Source organism: Pseudomonas sp. BF-RE-22, from assembly GCF_019956155.1.
GTDB classification, from domain to species: domain Bacteria; phylum Pseudomonadota; class Gammaproteobacteria; order Pseudomonadales; family Pseudomonadaceae; genus Aquipseudomonas; species Aquipseudomonas migulae.
On record NZ_JAHBDD010000015.1, the window covers coordinates 79229 to 94582 of the forward strand.

A 15354-nucleotide genomic window follows, 5' to 3' on the forward strand; every position below is an offset into this window, starting at 1 on the left:
CCTCAGGCGACAGCCCTGTGACACCCACCCGCTTCATAAGGACCGGCCATCATACACTGCGTTTTTGAGCTGTCCTCAACGGATTTTCACCGACAGGCCAAATTCCCGGCGACACGCTTACTGGCAGATTGCCCGAGGAAAACCGTTCGTCAGTCACCCTCGCTTATAACGCAAAGCTTTCAGAAACCACTTTGACAATCATTCTCGTTAACATTAAGATCCATCGCAATTGAGTCATAACCAGCGACGGTTTCAGTTATGTATGTCTGCCTCTGCACTGGCGTCACCGACGGACAAATCCGCGAAGCAATCTATGAAGGTTGCTGCAGCTACAAGGAAGTCCGCCAAGCTACCGGCGTAGCCAGCCAATGTGGCAAATGCGCCTGCCTTGCCAAGGAAGTGGTGCGTGAAACCCTGACCAAATTGCAAACAGCCCAGGCTGCGATTCCTTTCCCTGTAGAATTTACTGCCGCGTAAATACCCTATTCCAAAGAAACGGACTTCATGTCCGCCTATATTTAGCTTTATATTTTAAAGAATTCTATACAAAACAAGGGCTTGCAGCGATGCAGGCCCTTGTCGTTTCTGGTCGTGGTTACTCATGGGTTACGCTGGCACTTCATGCAAACGTACGATATTCGGTTGCCCCCGGTGTTCGGCCTGCCACAAGTCATAGGCTGCCTTCATGGCCAGCCACTGGCGGCCGGTGCTTATACCGGCGAGTTCCAAGCGCAGCGCTAGGTCAGCAGAAATCGCTGCATGACTGTTGAGCACGGTCGATAGGTGGCCACGCGAATAGCGTCCCCGCTTTCGACTTTGCTGACATTTCTCGTTCTCCTTCTCCTTGCTCAAGGGCCGACCAAAGTTGTTTGGCTACTGGGAGCTAAAATTTCCTGCTCCCTCCTGCTTTGATTTTCCGGCCGAGAGCGTTTCCTGCCGAATTGACGCAATCCAATGTCACTGCTACACAAATAGCATGCGACACAAACTCGGGGGAGGGCGCTTTGTTAAATCTCAGCCTAGTAAAAAACGTTTATGCGCTCATCCTGATTAGCGTCACGATATCCGCCTTTGCGCAGATCGCCCTCAAGGCCGGCATGGACTCCCCTTCCGCCCAGAGGGTGATCGCAGAAGGAGGGGCACGAGCATCAGCATTGCTCGATATTGCCCTCAACCCCCTAATATTGCTCGGCCTTTTCCTGTATTTCAGCAGTGCGGCGGTCTGGCTGATGGTGCTATCCAAGGTGCAGGTCAGTTTCGCCTATCCGTTCGTGGCACTGGGCTTTGTGCTAACGGCCGTGCTCGGCCGCCTCGTCTTCAATGACACCTTCTCCGCGGCCAAGGTCATCGGCACATTGCTGATCATGAGCGGGGTTGTCGTGATGGCGAGGGGGGCGTGACGTCATGACGAACATGAACGAAATCGATGACGCGCCGATTCCGCTTTGCGTGGATCTGGATGGCACACTGGTGCGCACCGACATGCTGCTCGAAACATTTCTGTTGCTTGCAAAGACCTCGCCTCTCTCGCTCGCCTCCCTGCCGGGCTGGCTCATGAAGGGCAAGGCGAGCCTCAAGCACCGCATCGCCGAGCGAGTAACGATCGATGCAGCTAGCCTCCCCTATCGCACCGATGTGCTAGTCCTGATCGAAACCGCCCGCGCAGCGCAGCGCCCTATCATTCTTGCCACGGCATCTTGCGCCGGCGTCGCCAATGGTATTACGGACCATCTGGGCCTCTTCGACGAGGTACTGTGCAGCGACGAAGGCACCAATCTTTCCTCCCACGCCAAGGCTAGTATGCTCGTCGAACGCTTTGGCGAACGAGGCTTCGACTATATCGGCAACGACAAAGCGGACTTGCCCGTATTCGCACGGGCGCGCCGGGCGTTTCTGGTTTCCTCACAGGACGGTCTGAGGCAAGCGGCGCGGGATCGCAATCACGACATTGATTTTATAGAGGATCCAAGCGGTGGTTTTCGTGTCTGGTGGAGAGCCCTGCGCATTCAGCAGTGGCTGAAGAATCTCCTTGTCTTCGTCCCCCTGCTAGCGGCGCATCAGGTGACGAATCCGCAACTATTGTTCTGGGCGATCCTTGCCTTCATCTCGTTCAGCCTGTGCGCCTCGTCCGTCTATCTGCTGAATGATCTGCTCGACCTGCCCGCAGATCGCAAGCATCACCGCAAGAAGAACCGGCCTTTTGCCGCTGGGACCTTGTCCGTGAAATCGGGGATCGCCGCCATCCCCTTGCTGCTTGGTTCATCCCTGATACTTGCGCTGCAATTGCCGTTACGCTTTCTCGTTGTGCTCGGTGTCTACTATTTTCTGACCGCTGCCTATTCCTTCCTGCTGAAGAAGCAGGTGATCGTCGATGTGATGATACTGGCCAGCCTTTATTCGATTCGTGTCATAGCGGGCGCCGCCGCGACGGATATCAAACCGTCCTTTTGGTTACTCGCTTTTTCCATGTTCATCTTCCTCAGTCTTGCCCTGGTGAAGCGTTACTCGGAGCTGCGGGATACTGCCTTTTCGGTCAAGTTGTTGCCTGGTCGCGGTTATCGTCCTGAAGATCTGCCGGTGGTGCTGGCGCTTGGCTCATCCAGCGGCATGATCAGCGTTCTGATCCTCGCCATGTACACGCAGGCCGAGATTGTGCCCGTCATGTATCCTTCGCACGAATGGTTGTGGTTTGCGCCTTCGCTCATGCTCTATTGGACTGCACGCCTGTGGATGAAGACTGTGCGAGGCGAGGTGGATGAAGACCCCGTGCTCTTCGCGGCGCGGGACTGGCAGAGCATCGTCGTGGTAGCACTGATGGGCTGCACCTTCTTCATGGCAATAAGTGGTCCTTCCTTATGGTGAACACAACACGGCTACTCGCACAGGCCAGCTTCAAGTCAGGTGTCTTGCCCATTCTGATGCTGACTTTTGCGATCCGGTTGATATGGGGACTATTGGTTCCAGTAAGCCCTGTATCGGACGCGAACATGTATCACAGCTTCGCGCAGGAAATCGCCGCAGGCCGAGGCTATGTCTATCCTGGTGGTGAAGCCACGGCTTACTGGCCTGTTGGCCCGTCCGCCCTTTACGGCGCCTTTTATGCGTTGTTGGGCGTGCATGGCTGGGTAGTCATTCTTGTCAACCTGATTCTCAGCTCTATATCGGTAGCTGGAATCTATCAACTCGGCCTTTTGTATTTTGACAGGACGATCGCACGCATCGCGGCGCTGCTATTCGCCTTCTGGCCCGCATGGATCGCCTTCACCACCGTTCCAAACAGCGAATTGCCTCTCATGACGCTGGTGATCTGGGCTTTTGTGGCTCGTGGTACGGGGAAGTTGCCGCACTGGGCTCGCACCGTTCTGTCGACTGCTCTTCTGGTCGCCGGCGCATTCATGCGGCCGACGGTTCTACCGCTTATTGTTTTGCTACCGCTTCTGGATCAGCCCTTCCGTAAACCGGCGCAAACTGTTCTGCACGTCATTCTGGCGCTGGTCGTCGCAGCAATATTGCTGACTCCTTGGGCAGAGCGTAATCGCGCTTTATTTGGCGAGCCGGTACTTATTTCTGCGAATTTCGGTATCAATCTGTGGATGGGCAATAACCCCCAGGCAAATGGGGCCTATATGTCGGTGCCCGAGATAAATCTCAATACAAAAAACGAAGTAGTCCGCGATAACCATTACAAAGGTCTCGCGCTCGACTTCATTCGCGAAAATCCAGGTCTCTATCTTCGGTTATGCCTGAACCGTGTCGCCCACAGCTTTGATCGCGAAAGCATCGGCATAGCATGGAACCAGAACTCGCTAGCTCCTGCATTGCAACCGATACTCAAGGCTGGCTCTGCCGCCTATTGGTTAGCAATTTTCTCCCTCTCTCTCATTGGCGTCGGAATATTTCTCCGGGAAAATCCTTTGCGTTTGTTCGATCCGCTGGTGGTAACGCCCGCCTTGTTTGCAGCCGTGGCTCTGCTGATCGTCGGCCAGGATCGCTATCATATGCCGATGACGCCGTTCATCGCCTTGTTTGCTGCCTTTTTCATCAATCACATCCTGCACCGTCGATCATCTCGATCAGTGCCGGATACTGCTGCTTAGTTATGATTCGTATGTTCATTTAAGTTTCAATAAGTTAGGTTTGACACTCTTAGTTGTGCGGCTCAAACTCTGGTTTATAGACAGCTATTACAGGGCAGGACCCCATCATGAAAGGCGACATTACAGTCATCCAGCATCTCAACAAGATCCTTGCCAATGAGCTGGTCGCGATCAATCAGTATTTTCTGCATGCGCGCATGTATGAAGATTGGGGTCTGAACAAGCTCGGAAAGCACGAATACCACGAGTCCATCGACGAGATGAAACACGCGGACAAGCTGATCAAGCGCATCCTGTTCCTGGAAGGCCTGCCTAACGTGCAGGACCTGGGCAAGCTGCAGATCGGCGAGCACACCCAGGAAATGCTTGAGTGCGACCTGCGTATCGAACGTACCGGCCACGCCGACCTGAAAGTCGCGATCGCTCATTGCGAAACCGTTGGCGACTACGGTAGCCGTGAACTGCTCGAAGATATTCTTGAATCCGAAGAAGAACATATCGACTGGCTGGAAACCCAACTGGGCCTGATCGATAAAATCGGTCTTGAGAACTATCTGCAATCGCAGATGGGCGACGACGAGTAAGTTAGCGTCCGTTAGATTCAAGACAATAAAAAGCCCCGCTCTCTTTTAAGAGGCGGGGCTTTTTTGTGCCTGTGCTGTTGTAGGAGCGAGGCTTGCCCGCGAATGCGTCGTACCTGACACACCGCTTTCGCGAGCAAGCTTCGCTCCTACAAGGACCGCATCAGGCTTCGGTCTTGGCAGCAGCGGCGGCTTCAACAGCCGCTTTGATGGTGCTTTGCAGCGAACCGTCTGCAGCCATCTCGGTCATGATGTCGCTACCGCCGACCAGCTCACCACCAACCCACAGTTGCGGGAAAGTTGGCCAGTTGGCGTATTTTGGCAGGTTGGCGCGGATTTCCGGGTTCTGCAGGATGTCCACGTACGCAAACTTTTCACCACATGCCATCACGGCCTGTGCGGCTTTCGCGGAGAAGCCACACTGCGGGGCATTCGGCGAACCTTTCATGTAAAGCAGAATGGTGTTGTTGGCAATCTGCTCTTTAATCGTTTCGATGATATCCATGAAGCACCTCGGCTGAACTTTCCGACTCGGGGGTCGGCACGGTGGCGCATTGTAACGGAAAGCCGAGCGCCATGCTCGGTCTCCCCGACAGACTCAATCAAGCCGCCGCTACGGTCACCGGCACACCGTTCAATGCCGCATTCCCCGACAACTCATCGAGCTGACACTCGTCGGTCAGGTCATTGGCACTGGAACCTGGCTGGCCGCTGGCAATCGTCATCTGCACGCCAGGCCGCGCATGGCCCCAACCGTGCGGCAGGCTGACCACTCCTTTCATCATATCCTGACTGCCCAGCACTTCCACTTCGATCATGCCGACCCGGGAACTGACCCGCACCCGCTGCCCATCGCTGAGCCCGCGACTGGCAAGGTCGTCCGGATGCATCAGCAACTGATGACGCGGCTTGCCCTTCACCAGTCGGTGATAGTTGTGCATCCACGAGTTATTGCTGCGCACGTGACGACGGCCAATCATTAGCAGCTCATCGGCCGCCGGAGCTTGCAGCGCCGCAAATCGCGAGAGGTCGGCAAGGATCGCCGCCGGTGCTGCCTGAACGCGCTGGTTGGCGGTTTTCAGGCGTGGCGCCAGGTTCGATTTCAGCGCGCCAAGGTCGACGCCATGCGGTTGATCGAACAACGTCGCCAAAGACAGCTTGTGCGGCGAGGCGTCACCATACAGCCCCATTCGCAAACCACGATCGATCATCTGCGCAGGGGGAATCGTCGGTTTCAGTTCCTTGCCGGTCTTCGCGGCAAAGGCCTTGGCCAGCCCGACGAAAATCTCCCAGTCGTGCAACGCGCCTTCCGGCTTGGCCAGGATCGCTCGGTTGAACCGGCTGACGTTACGCACCGCAAACATGTTGAACGTGGTGTCGTAGTGATCGTTTTCCAGAGCGGAAGTGGACGGCAGGATCAGGTCGGCATAGCGCGTGGTTTCGTTGATGTACAAGTCAACACTGACCATGAACTCCAACCCGTCCAGCGCCTGCTCCAGTTGCCGGCCATTGGGCGTCGACAACACCGGATTGCCGGCCACGGTAATCAACGCGCGAACCTGCCCTTCCCCTTCGGTGAGCATCTCTTCGGCCAGCGCCGACACCGGCAGCTCGCCGCTGTATTCCGGACGCCCGGATACGCGGCTCTGCCACAGATTGAAATGTCCGCCCGAGGTAGATGCCACCAGGTCCACCGCCGGTTCGGTGCACACCGCGCCACCGACGCGATCTAGGTTGCCGGTGACCAGGTTGATCAACTGCACCAGCCAATGGCACAACGTACCGAACGCCTGGGTGGAAACGCCCATGCGCCCGTAACAGACCGCGCTCGGCGCCGCCGCGAAGTCCCGCGCCAATTGGCGGATCTGCTCGGCCGGCACGGCACACAACGGGCTCATGGCTTCGGCGGTGAAAGCCGCGACGGCCTCGCGCACGTCATCCAGGCCGTCGACCGGCAAATGGCTGTCGCGGGTCAACCCTTCAGCAAACAACGTGTTGAGCAGCCCGAACAGCAATGCTGCGTCGCCGCCCGGACGGACGAACAGATGCTGATCGGCAATCGCAGCCGTTTCGCTGCGACGCGGATCGACCACCACCACTTTACCGCCCCGGGCCTGTATCGCTTTCAGGCGCTTTTCGACATCCGGCACGGTCATGATGCTGCCGTTGGAGGCCAGCGGATTACCACCAAGAATCAGCATGAAATCGGTGTGATCGATGTCCGGGATCGGCAACAGCAAGCCGTGGCCGTACATCAAATGGCTGGTCAGGTGATGAGGCAACTGATCGACCGAGGTCGCGGAAAACCGGTTGCGGGTTTTCAGCAGGCCAAGAAAGTAATTGCTGTGGGTCATCAGCCCGTAGTTGTGCACGCTGGGGTTGCCTTGATAAACCGCCACCGAGTTCTGCCCGTGGCGCTCCTGTATCCCTGCCAGACGTTCAGCGACCAGGTTGAAGGCATCTTCCCACTCGATGGGTTGCCATTCGCTGCCAACGCGCAGCATCGGCTGACGCAGACGGTCAGGATCGTTCTGGATGTCTTGCAGGGCAACGGCCTTGGGGCAGATGTGCCCGCGGCTGAACGTATCGAGGGCATCGCCCTTGATCGAGGTGATCTGCATATCGCCATCGAGCTCGGTGGTCTCGATGGTCAGGCCGCAGATGGCTTCACACAGGTGGCACGCACGGTGATGGAGAGTCTTGGTCATGGCCAGTCTCTGTCTTGTTCTGGGCGGGCAATAACGGCCGCGGGAACAAAACTATGGCGCCTGCCCCGCCACTGCGCCAGCGACGTTCGTCTTGTGAATCGGCGACCATCAGGCCAGCCGATGACCGCTCGGGATCAGTTCGACGGCAACCTCGGCGGCGCCTGCAACTGAATCTCCTGGATGGTTTCAATCTGTTCGTGGGCGACATGCACGCCGGTGAGCTCGCCGATCAGCCGCCAGTGCTCGTCGAGCCCTGTGCTGATGGTGGCCATGCGGTCGATCATCCGCCGGCCAGCGGCCCTGGTCACCTCGTCGTTACTTCGCAAAAGCTCAAAGGACATTGAGGTCATGGAAGCAGTGAGATGCGTCAGTGAGCGGGCCGTGAGACCTAGTAATTCCATCAATTGCTGTTCTTTCGATTCCATTCCGAAGGCTTCCTGCGTCGCTCGTGACTTAGTTATAACCCAGCACATTGCATTAGCAAGTGTTACAAACGAGGCACATTGCCATCAGCGAGCTGGAATGCCGGGTCAGAAACCGACCATCAGCGCACCATGCCCGCCCTGTTTGATTGCAAAGCCCCGCAGCCGCAGTGTACAAATGAGCAGCTGCTGTCAGGAAACAGGCTTCAAAAGCGCTACTGCGGTCACCCCATAGCCCCTCTGAAATCCCCTAAAAACCGTAGCCCTATTGGTAAGACGCGACATTTAATTATAAGATCGCGCCTTCCCCTATTTCGTCGCCCTGTGCGGCTTACGCCGCAGGTCTCGCCCGTTTTCCAGTTAAACAAGGCTTTGAGCATCTGCGGTTTGTAGCAAAAAGGTAGTCAATGATGAGCGCAAGGCACTTTCTCTCCCTGATGGATTGCACGCCCGAAGAGCTGGTCAGCGTGATCCGTCGAGGCGTTGAGCTCAAAGACCTGCGTAACCGCGGCGTACTGTTCGAGCCTCTGAAAAACCGCGTGCTCGGGATGATTTTCGAGAAGTCCTCGACCCGTACCCGGATCTCGTTCGAGGCCGGCATGATCCAGCTCGGTGGCCAGGCAATCTTCCTGTCGCCGCGCGACACGCAACTGGGCCGTGGCGAACCGATCGGCGACGCCGCCATTGTCATGTCGAGCATGCTCGATGCGGTGATGATCCGTACGTTTTCCCACAGCACCCTGACCGAATTCGCCGCCAATTCGCGCGTCCCGCTGATCAACGGCCTGTCCGATGACCTGCACCCGTGCCAGTTGCTGGCCGACATGCAAACCTTCCTCGAACATCGCGGCTCGATCCAGGGCAAGACCGTTGCCTGGATCGGCGACGGCAACAACATGTGCAACAGCTATATAGAAGCGGCGATCCAGTTCGACTTCCAGTTGCGCATTGCGTGCCCTGAAGGCTATGAACCCAATCCTGAGTTCGTGGCCAGCGCCGGTGACCGGGTGACCATCGTCCGGGATCCGAAGGACGCCGTGCGCGGCGCGCATCTGGTGAGCACCGACGTCTGGACCTCCATGGGCCAGGAAGAGGAAACCGCCAAGCGCCTGAAGCTGTTCGCACCGTTCCAGGTCACCCGTGCCCTGCTGGACCTGGCCGCCGATGACGTGCTGTTCATGCATTGCCTGCCCGCCCACCGTGGCGAGGAAATCAGCCTCGACCTGCTCGATGACCCGCGCTCAGTCGCCTGGGATCAAGCGGAAAACCGTCTTCACGCACAAAAGGCCCTGCTCGAGTTTCTCGTCCCGCCTTCGTACCACCACGCATGAGCCAGCCATTACTGCTTAACCTGCGCAACCTCGCTTGCGGTTATCAAGACCAGCGCGTCGTGCAGAACCTCAACCTGCATTTGAATGCCGGTGATATCGGTTGCCTGCTCGGTTCTTCGGGTTGCGGCAAAACCACGACGCTGCGGGCGATTGCCGGTTTTGAACCGGTGCACGAAGGTGAAATCACCCTGGCGGGCGAGACGATCTCCAGCGCCGGCTTCACCCTCGCACCGGAGAAACGCCGGATCGGCATGGTGTTCCAGGATTACGCGCTGTTTCCGCATTTGAGCGTGGCGGAAAACATCGCGTTCGGGATTCGCAAGCATCCGCAAAAGGATCGTGTGACCGAAGAACTGCTGGAACTGGTCAACCTGAAAAACCTCGGCAAACGCTTTCCGCACGAGCTTTCCGGCGGTCAGCAACAGCGTGTTGCCCTGGCTCGCGCCCTGGCGCCGGAACCACAACTGCTGCTGCTCGACGAACCGTTTTCCAACCTCGACGGCGAACTGCGGCGCAAGCTCAGCCACGAAGTGCGCGACATCCTCAAGGCCCGTGGCACCAGCGCGATTCTGGTGACCCACGACCAGGAAGAAGCCTTCGCGGTAAGCGATCATGTCGGGGTTTTCAAGGAAGGTCGCCTGGAACAGTGGGACACGCCCTACAACCTGTATCACGAACCGCTGACGCCCTATGTAGCCAGTTTCATCGGTCAGGGATACTTCATTCGTGGTCAGCTGAGCAGCCCGGAATCGGTGCAGACCGAGCTGGGTGAATTGCGCGGCAATCGGGCCTACACCTGGCCGATTGGTGGTGCCGTGGACGTATTGTTGCGCCCGGACGATATCGTTTATGCACCGGACAGTGGCTTGAAGGCGCGGATTGTCGGCAAGTCGTTCCAGGGTGCGTCGACGTTGTATCGGTTGCAGATGCCCACCGGCGCGCAGCTGGAATCGATTTTCCCGAGCCATGCCGATCATCTGGTCGGTGCAGAAGTTGGCATCCGGGTTGCCGCTGAACACCTGGTGTTGTTCCAGGCGTCCGGCAGCATCGCCGCGCAGATTCCGACGGTCGAATCCGGCGTTCGGCGTTACAGCACTGCCAGCTGATACACAAAATCTGTAGGAGCGAGGCTTGCCCGCGAAGGCGTAGTGTCAGGTAGTGCTTGTATCGACTGACACTACGCCTTCGCGGGCAAGCCTCGCTCCTATAGGGATTGGGGTTAACCGAGGATCAGCATTCCGCTCGCAACCAGCGTCGCATTCCCGCCGATCTTCACCCGATCGCCTTCCAGCCGACAGAACAACTCCCCGCCACGCTTCGAACACTGATACGCCGTCAGGCTCGACTTGCCCAAACGCTTCGACCAATACGGGATCAAACTGCAATGGGTCGAACCGGTCACCGGATCCTCATTGATACCGATCGCCGGCGCGAAGTACCGCGACACAAAATCATGCTTGCTGCCCTTGGCGGTGACGATGGCACCCGGCCACGGCAGTTTGGCCAACGCGACCATATCGGGCTGACAGTCGAGCACGGCCTGCTCCGACTCCAGCACCACGAATAACTCATTCGAACCCAACACATCGACCACGTCGACGCCCAAGGCACGTTCGACATCCAGGGTCACGCCGACTGCAGACGGCACGATTGCCGGGAAATCCAGCCACAAGCGACCGCCCTCACGACTCACGCTCAGCGGGCCGGACTTACAAATGAAGTCCAGGCGTTCGACCGGTTCCTTATAGATCTCGAACAAGACATAAGCGCTGGCCAGGGTCGCATGCCCACACAAAGGCACCTCGGTGGTCGGCGTGAACCAGCGGATGTGCCAACCCTGCCCTTCACGCACCACAAAGGCCGTTTCGGCGAGGTTATGTTCAGCGGCGATTTTCTGCATCAACTCATCGGCGAGCCAGGCATCGAGTCGATAGACCATCGCCGGGTTGCCGCTGAACGGTCGCTCACTGAACGCATCGACCTGATGAAACTCAAGCTGCATAACCTTCTCCCTGATTCAGGCGCGGCCGATATCGGCGAACTTGGCCTGGGTATGTTCGGCCAGTACCGCGGGGGCCAGTTCCACTTCCAGGCCACGTCGACCGGCACTGACAAAAATGCTGGCAAAGGGCTGGGCCGAATTATCGATAAAGGTGCGCAGGCGCTTTTTCTGTCCCAGCGGGCTGATGCCGCCCAACAGATAACCCGTCGAGCGCTGCGCGGCAGCAGGGTCGGCCATTTCGACTTTTTTCACCCCGGCGGCATGCGCCAGGCCCTTCAAGTCCAGACTTCCGACGACCGGCACCACCGCCACCAGCAATTCCCCTTTTTCACTGGCCGCCAGTAACGTCTTGAACACTTGCGCCGGGTCCAGCCCCAGTTTCTCCGCGGCCTCCAAGCCGTAGGACGCCGCCTTCGGATCATGTTCGTAACTGTGCACGCGATGTTCGGCACGAACTTTTTTCAACAAATCCAATGCGGGGGTCATGACAGCTCCAGACTGGGCGGCAGAGAAAAAATACTGCGCTGGATTCTAGGACATTGCTCCACAAAAGGCTCTATCACGGCAGCGTTTCCAGCACTTGGTGCGATTCTTTACCGCTCGTCAGAGTTCGTCCGGTTCGCCAAACAAAACGATCATTCATGTGACTAATAGTTGCATTGTGACCGACAGTTCACTTTCGACCTTTGACAGCAGTGTTTCTTGTCTATATTTTTTCGAATCTGAATACAGTACAACGTGACAACGCAGTACCCAGCAGTAAGCCAGGAACAGGATGGGGATCCTGCCCTGGTGAAAATCGCGCTTTGGCCATGACGAAAAAAGCGCCAGACAACAAAAACAAAGAGGTTTTCAATGACAACTGCTTTACAACAACCGTCGCTTTCGAGCCAATGCATGGCCGAGTTTCTGGGCACTGCACTGCTGATCTTTTTTGGTACCGGTTGCGTTGCCGCGCTCAAGGTCGCGGGTGCCAGCTTTGGCTTGTGGGAAATCAGCATCATCTGGGGCGTCGGCGTCAGCATGGCGATCTACCTGACCGCCGGGGTTTCGGGTGCTCATCTCAATCCTGCCGTGAGCATCGCGCTGAGCATTTTCGCCGACTTCGAAAAACGCAAACTGCCGTTCTATATTCTTGCCCAGGTGGCCGGCGCCTTCTGCGGCGCGTTGTTGGTTTACACGCTGTACAGCAATCTATTCTTCGATTACGAACAAACTCACCATATGGTTCGTGGCACTCAAGCCAGCCTTGAACTGGCGTCGGTGTTCTCCACGTTCCCCAACCCGGTCTTGTCCACGGCCCAGGCCTTCCTGGTTGAAGTGATCATCACCGCCGTCCTGATGGGCGTGATCATGTCCCTGACCGATGACAACAACGGTCTGCCAAACGGGCCGATGGCGCCGCTGCTGATCGGCCTGCTGATCGCGGTGATCGGTAGTTCGATGGGCCCGCTGACCGGTTTTGCGATGAACCCGGCGCGTGACTTCGGTCCCAAACTGATGACTTTCTTCGCTGGCTGGGGTGAAATTTCCTTCACTGGTGGCCGCGATATCCCGTATTTCCTGATCCCGATTTTTGCACCGATTGTCGGTGCCTGCCTCGGTGCTGCAGCGTATCGCGGGCTGATTGCCCGTCATCTGCCCAGCGCCGAACCTGCTACAAAGGACGCAACACCGGCCATTGACGGCAAACCAAGAACTTCTTGATACCGTAGGCGCGTGATCCTGCCCATTTGGTCCCGCGCCTGACCTCACTCCCTTTTTTCGTCCAAGGCAATCGACATGACCGACATTCAGAATAAGAACTACATCATTGCCCTCGATCAGGGTACGACCAGCTCCCGCGCGATCATTTTCGACCGCGACGCGAACGTGGTTTGCACCGCCCAGCGCGAATTCGCCCAGCATTACCCGCAAGCCGGTTGGGTCGAACACGACCCGATGGAAATCTTCGCCACCCAAAGCGCCGTGATGGTCGAGGCCCTGGCACAAGCCGGCCTGCATCACGACCAGGTCGCGGCCATCGGCATCACCAACCAGCGCGAAACCACTGTGGTCTGGGACAAGACCACCGGCCGCCCGATCTACAACGCGATCGTCTGGCAGTGCCGCCGCAGCACCGAGATCTGCCAACAGCTCAAACGTGACGGCCACGAGCAATACATCAGCGACACCACCGGCCTGGTCACCGACCCGTACTTCTCCGGCACCAAACTCAAGTGGATCCTCGACAACGTCGAAGGCAGCCGCGAGCGTGCGCGCAAAGGCGAACTGCTGTTCGGCACTGTGGACAGCTGGCTGATCTGGAAATTTACCGGCGGCAAAGTCCACGTCACCGACTACACCAACGCCTCGCGCACCATGCTCTTCAACATCCACACCCTGGAGTGGGATGCGAAGATGCTGGAGGTGCTGGATATTCCGCGCGAGATGCTGCCGGAAGTTAAATCCTCGTCGGAAATCTACGGCCACACCAAAAGCGGCATCGCCATCGGCGGTATCGCCGGTGATCAGCAGGCTGCCCTGTTCGGCCAGATGTGCGTCGAGCCAGGCCAGGCGAAAAACACCTACGGCACCGGCTGCTTCCTGCTGATGAACACCGGCGACAAAGCCGTTAAATCCAAGCACGGCATGCTGACCACCATCGCCTGCGGCCCGCGTGGCGAAGTGGCCTACGCACTGGAAGGCGCGGTGTTCAACGGCGGCTCCACCGTTCAGTGGCTGCGTGACGAACTGAAAATCATCAACGACGCCCACGACACCGAATACTTCGCCAACAAGGTCAAGGACAGCAACGGCGTGTACCTGGTGCCAGCCTTCACCGGCCTGGGCGCTCCGTACTGGGACCCGTATGCCCGTGGCGCACTGTTCGGCCTGACTCGCGGCGTACGCGTGGATCACATCATTCGTGCAGCGCTGGAGTCGATTGCCTACCAGACCCGCGACGTGCTCGACGCCATGCAACAGGATTCCGGCGAACGCCTCAAAGCATTGCGTGTGGATGGCGGCGCGGTGGCAAACAACTTCCTGATGCAATTCCAGGCCGACATCCTCGGCACTCAGGTCGAGCGCCCGCAAATGCGCGAAACCACCGCACTCGGTGCGGCGTACCTGGCCGGTCTGGCGTGTGGCTTCTGGGGCAGCCTGGAAGAACTGCGCGGCAAGGCGGTGATCGAGCGCGAATTCGAGCCGACACTGGACGAAACCGCCAAGGAAAAACTCTACGCCGGCTGGAAAAAAGCGGTCAGCCGCACGCGTGACTGGGAACCTCATGAAGGCGCTGAATAAGCCAACGTAAGTACTCGTATCTGTATGTAACTGGTAGGGAGCAGATTCCTGCGGCATCATGGGCAAATTTTGCACGGCAGCCCAAAGGAAGCCCCATGAATCTGCCTCCCCGTCAGCAGCAAATCCTCGAACTGGTCCGCGAACGCGGCTATGTCAGCATCGAGGAAATGGCCACGCTATTCGTCGTTACACCGCAGACCATCCGCCGCGACATCAATCAGCTCGCGGAATCCAATTTATTGCGTCGCTACCATGGTGGCGCAGCCTACGATTCCAGTGTCGAAAACACCGCCTACGCGATGCGTGCCGATCAGATGCGCGATGAAAAGCAGCGTATCGGCGAAGCCATTGCTGCACAGATCCCCGATCACGCCTCGCTGTTCATCAACATCGGCACCACGACCGAATCGATTGCCCGGGCGCTGCTCAACCACAACCACCTTAAGATCATCACCAACAACCTGCATGTGGCTTCGATGCTCAGCGCCAAGGACGACTTCGACGTTCTGCTGACCGGTGGCAATGTGCGGCGCGACGGTGGCGTGGTCGGTCAGGCGAGTGTCGACTTCATCAACCAGTTCAAGGTCGACTTCGCCCTCGTCGGTATCAGCGGTATTGATGAAGACGGCAGCCTGCTGGACTTCGATTATCAGGAAGTGCGGGTGTCGCAGGCGATCATCGCCAATGCGCGGCAGGTGATTCTGGCGGCGGACTCCAGCAAATTCGGGCGCAATGCCATGATTCGCCTGGGGCCGATCAGCTTGATCGATTGCCTGGTGACGGATCAGCAGCCAGTGCCGGCGCTGGCGCAGTTGTTGAGTCAGCACAAGATTCGGTTGGAGGTTGTTTAACCCCTCTGACTGCTAAACAACCTCCTTGTAGGAGCCGGCTTGCTGGCGATGGCGTCTTCAAGGCCGCCATCGCC

The 15354-nt window shown here is 57.8% G+C and carries 15 protein-coding genes; 10 read left to right on the forward strand and 5 right to left on the reverse strand.

The window, feature by feature from the left end; genetic code table 11:
• Positions 1 to 258: 258 nt before the first annotated feature.
• From KGA82_RS10560 to bfr, 5 genes are all read left to right on the forward strand, one after another.
• The gene (locus KGA82_RS10560; protein ID WP_008032160.1) at positions 259 to 477 is read left to right on the forward strand and encodes a bacterioferritin-associated ferredoxin; all 219 of its coding nucleotides are present in this window, start codon (positions 259 to 261) and stop codon (positions 475 to 477) included.
• 527 nt (positions 478 to 1004) lie between these two features.
• A complete protein-coding gene (locus KGA82_RS10570; RefSeq protein WP_008036437.1) occupies positions 1005 to 1400 on the forward strand; it encodes an EamA family transporter in 396 nt (131 codons plus the stop codon).
• A 4-nt stretch (positions 1401 to 1404) separates the two neighbouring features.
• Complete coding sequence (locus KGA82_RS10575) at positions 1405 to 2862, forward strand: UbiA family prenyltransferase (RefSeq protein WP_223450298.1); 1458 nt, start codon at positions 1405 to 1407, stop codon at positions 2860 to 2862.
• A 125-nt stretch (positions 2863 to 2987) separates the two neighbouring features.
• Positions 2988 to 4097 (forward strand): ArnT family glycosyltransferase, encoded by a 1110-nt coding sequence (locus KGA82_RS10580; protein WP_223450299.1) that lies wholly within the window; start codon positions 2988 to 2990, stop codon positions 4095 to 4097.
• Between the two features lie 107 nt (positions 4098 to 4204).
• On the forward strand, positions 4205 to 4681 hold the full coding sequence (gene bfr, locus KGA82_RS10585; RefSeq protein WP_008032161.1) for a bacterioferritin: 477 nt from the start codon (positions 4205 to 4207) through the stop codon (positions 4679 to 4681).
• Between the two features lie 160 nt (positions 4682 to 4841).
• Here bfr and grxD read toward each other — a convergent pair whose 3' ends face one another.
• From grxD to KGA82_RS10600, 3 genes are all read right to left on the reverse strand, one after another.
• Positions 4842 to 5183 carry a Grx4 family monothiol glutaredoxin gene (gene grxD / locus KGA82_RS10590; RefSeq protein ID WP_008032163.1) on the reverse strand — a complete coding sequence of 114 codons (342 nt, stop codon included), beginning with the start codon at positions 5181 to 5183 and terminating at the stop codon, positions 4842 to 4844.
• A gap of 97 nt (positions 5184 to 5280) precedes the next feature.
• The gene (locus KGA82_RS10595) at positions 5281 to 7386 is read right to left on the reverse strand and encodes a molybdopterin oxidoreductase family protein (RefSeq protein ID WP_223450300.1); all 2106 of its coding nucleotides are present in this window, start codon (positions 7384 to 7386) and stop codon (positions 5281 to 5283) included.
• A 134-nt stretch (positions 7387 to 7520) separates the two neighbouring features.
• Positions 7521 to 7811 (reverse strand): hypothetical protein, encoded by a 291-nt coding sequence (locus KGA82_RS10600; protein ID WP_192228576.1) that lies wholly within the window; start codon positions 7809 to 7811, stop codon positions 7521 to 7523.
• Between the two features lie 407 nt (positions 7812 to 8218).
• Between KGA82_RS10600 and argF the strand changes: the two genes are divergently transcribed.
• The gene (gene argF, locus KGA82_RS10605) at positions 8219 to 9139 is read left to right on the forward strand and encodes an ornithine carbamoyltransferase (protein ID WP_032832563.1); all 921 of its coding nucleotides are present in this window, start codon (positions 8219 to 8221) and stop codon (positions 9137 to 9139) included.
• Positions 9136 to 10245, forward strand: a complete 1110-nt coding sequence (locus KGA82_RS10610) for an ABC transporter ATP-binding protein (RefSeq protein WP_008040856.1) — start codon at positions 9136 to 9138, stop codon at positions 10243 to 10245. The genes argF and KGA82_RS10610 overlap by 4 nt, the downstream gene beginning before the upstream one ends.
• Before the next feature lie 113 nt (positions 10246 to 10358).
• On the opposite strand, the gene KGA82_RS10615 is transcribed toward KGA82_RS10610, so the two are convergent.
• Together KGA82_RS10615 and ybaK are read right to left on the reverse strand one after the other, a co-directional pair.
• On the reverse strand, positions 10359 to 11141 hold the full coding sequence (locus KGA82_RS10615) for a PhzF family phenazine biosynthesis protein (RefSeq protein ID WP_008032170.1): 783 nt from the start codon (positions 11139 to 11141) through the stop codon (positions 10359 to 10361).
• 15 nt (positions 11142 to 11156) lie between these two features.
• Positions 11157 to 11627, reverse strand: coding sequence for a Cys-tRNA(Pro) deacylase (gene ybaK / locus KGA82_RS10620; protein WP_007971306.1), 471 nt, complete (start codon positions 11625 to 11627; stop codon positions 11157 to 11159).
• Between the two features lie 369 nt (positions 11628 to 11996).
• Here ybaK and KGA82_RS10625 point away from each other — a divergent pair, with 369 nt between their 5' ends.
• From KGA82_RS10625 to KGA82_RS10635, 3 genes are all read left to right on the forward strand, one after another.
• A complete protein-coding gene (locus tag KGA82_RS10625; RefSeq protein ID WP_008032171.1) occupies positions 11997 to 12848 on the forward strand; it encodes an MIP/aquaporin family protein in 852 nt (283 codons plus the stop codon).
• 75 nt (positions 12849 to 12923) lie between these two features.
• Positions 12924 to 14429, forward strand: a complete 1506-nt coding sequence (gene glpK, locus KGA82_RS10630; protein WP_008032172.1) for a glycerol kinase GlpK — start codon at positions 12924 to 12926, stop codon at positions 14427 to 14429.
• 95 nt (positions 14430 to 14524) lie between these two features.
• On the forward strand, positions 14525 to 15280 hold the full coding sequence (locus KGA82_RS10635; RefSeq protein WP_008032173.1) for a DeoR/GlpR family transcriptional regulator: 756 nt from the start codon (positions 14525 to 14527) through the stop codon (positions 15278 to 15280).
• Positions 15281 to 15354 lie beyond the last annotated feature (74 nt).

Bases quoted from the DNA above. Each gene is read 5' to 3' on its own strand.
- KGA82_RS10560 (WP_008032160.1), top strand. From the start codon at position 259: ATGTATGTCTGCCTCTGCACTGGCGTCACCGACGGACAAATCCGCGAA.
- KGA82_RS10575 (WP_223450298.1), top strand. From the start codon at position 1,405: ATGACGAACATGAACGAAATCGATGACGCGCCGATTCCGCTTTGCGTG.
- KGA82_RS10580 (WP_223450299.1), top strand. From the start codon at position 2,988: ATGTATCACAGCTTCGCGCAGGAAATCGCCGCAGGCCGAGGCTATGTC.
- bfr (WP_008032161.1), top strand. From the start codon at position 4,205: ATGAAAGGCGACATTACAGTCATCCAGCATCTCAACAAGATCCTTGCC.
- grxD (WP_008032163.1), bottom strand. From the start codon at position 5,183: ATGGATATCATCGAAACGATTAAAGAGCAGATTGCCAACAACACCATT.
- KGA82_RS10595 (WP_223450300.1), bottom strand. From the start codon at position 7,386: ATGACCAAGACTCTCCATCACCGTGCGTGCCACCTGTGTGAAGCCATC.
- KGA82_RS10600 (WP_192228576.1), bottom strand. From the start codon at position 7,811: ATGGAATCGAAAGAACAGCAATTGATGGAATTACTAGGTCTCACGGCC.
- argF (WP_032832563.1), top strand. From the start codon at position 8,219: ATGAGCGCAAGGCACTTTCTCTCCCTGATGGATTGCACGCCCGAAGAG.
- KGA82_RS10610 (WP_008040856.1), top strand. From the start codon at position 9,136: ATGAGCCAGCCATTACTGCTTAACCTGCGCAACCTCGCTTGCGGTTAT.
- KGA82_RS10615 (WP_008032170.1), bottom strand. From the start codon at position 11,141: ATGCAGCTTGAGTTTCATCAGGTCGATGCGTTCAGTGAGCGACCGTTC.
- ybaK (WP_007971306.1), bottom strand. From the start codon at position 11,627: ATGACCCCCGCATTGGATTTGTTGAAAAAAGTTCGTGCCGAACATCGC.
- KGA82_RS10625 (WP_008032171.1), top strand. From the start codon at position 11,997: ATGACAACTGCTTTACAACAACCGTCGCTTTCGAGCCAATGCATGGCC.
- glpK (WP_008032172.1), top strand. From the start codon at position 12,924: ATGACCGACATTCAGAATAAGAACTACATCATTGCCCTCGATCAGGGT.
- KGA82_RS10635 (WP_008032173.1), top strand. From the start codon at position 14,525: ATGAATCTGCCTCCCCGTCAGCAGCAAATCCTCGAACTGGTCCGCGAA.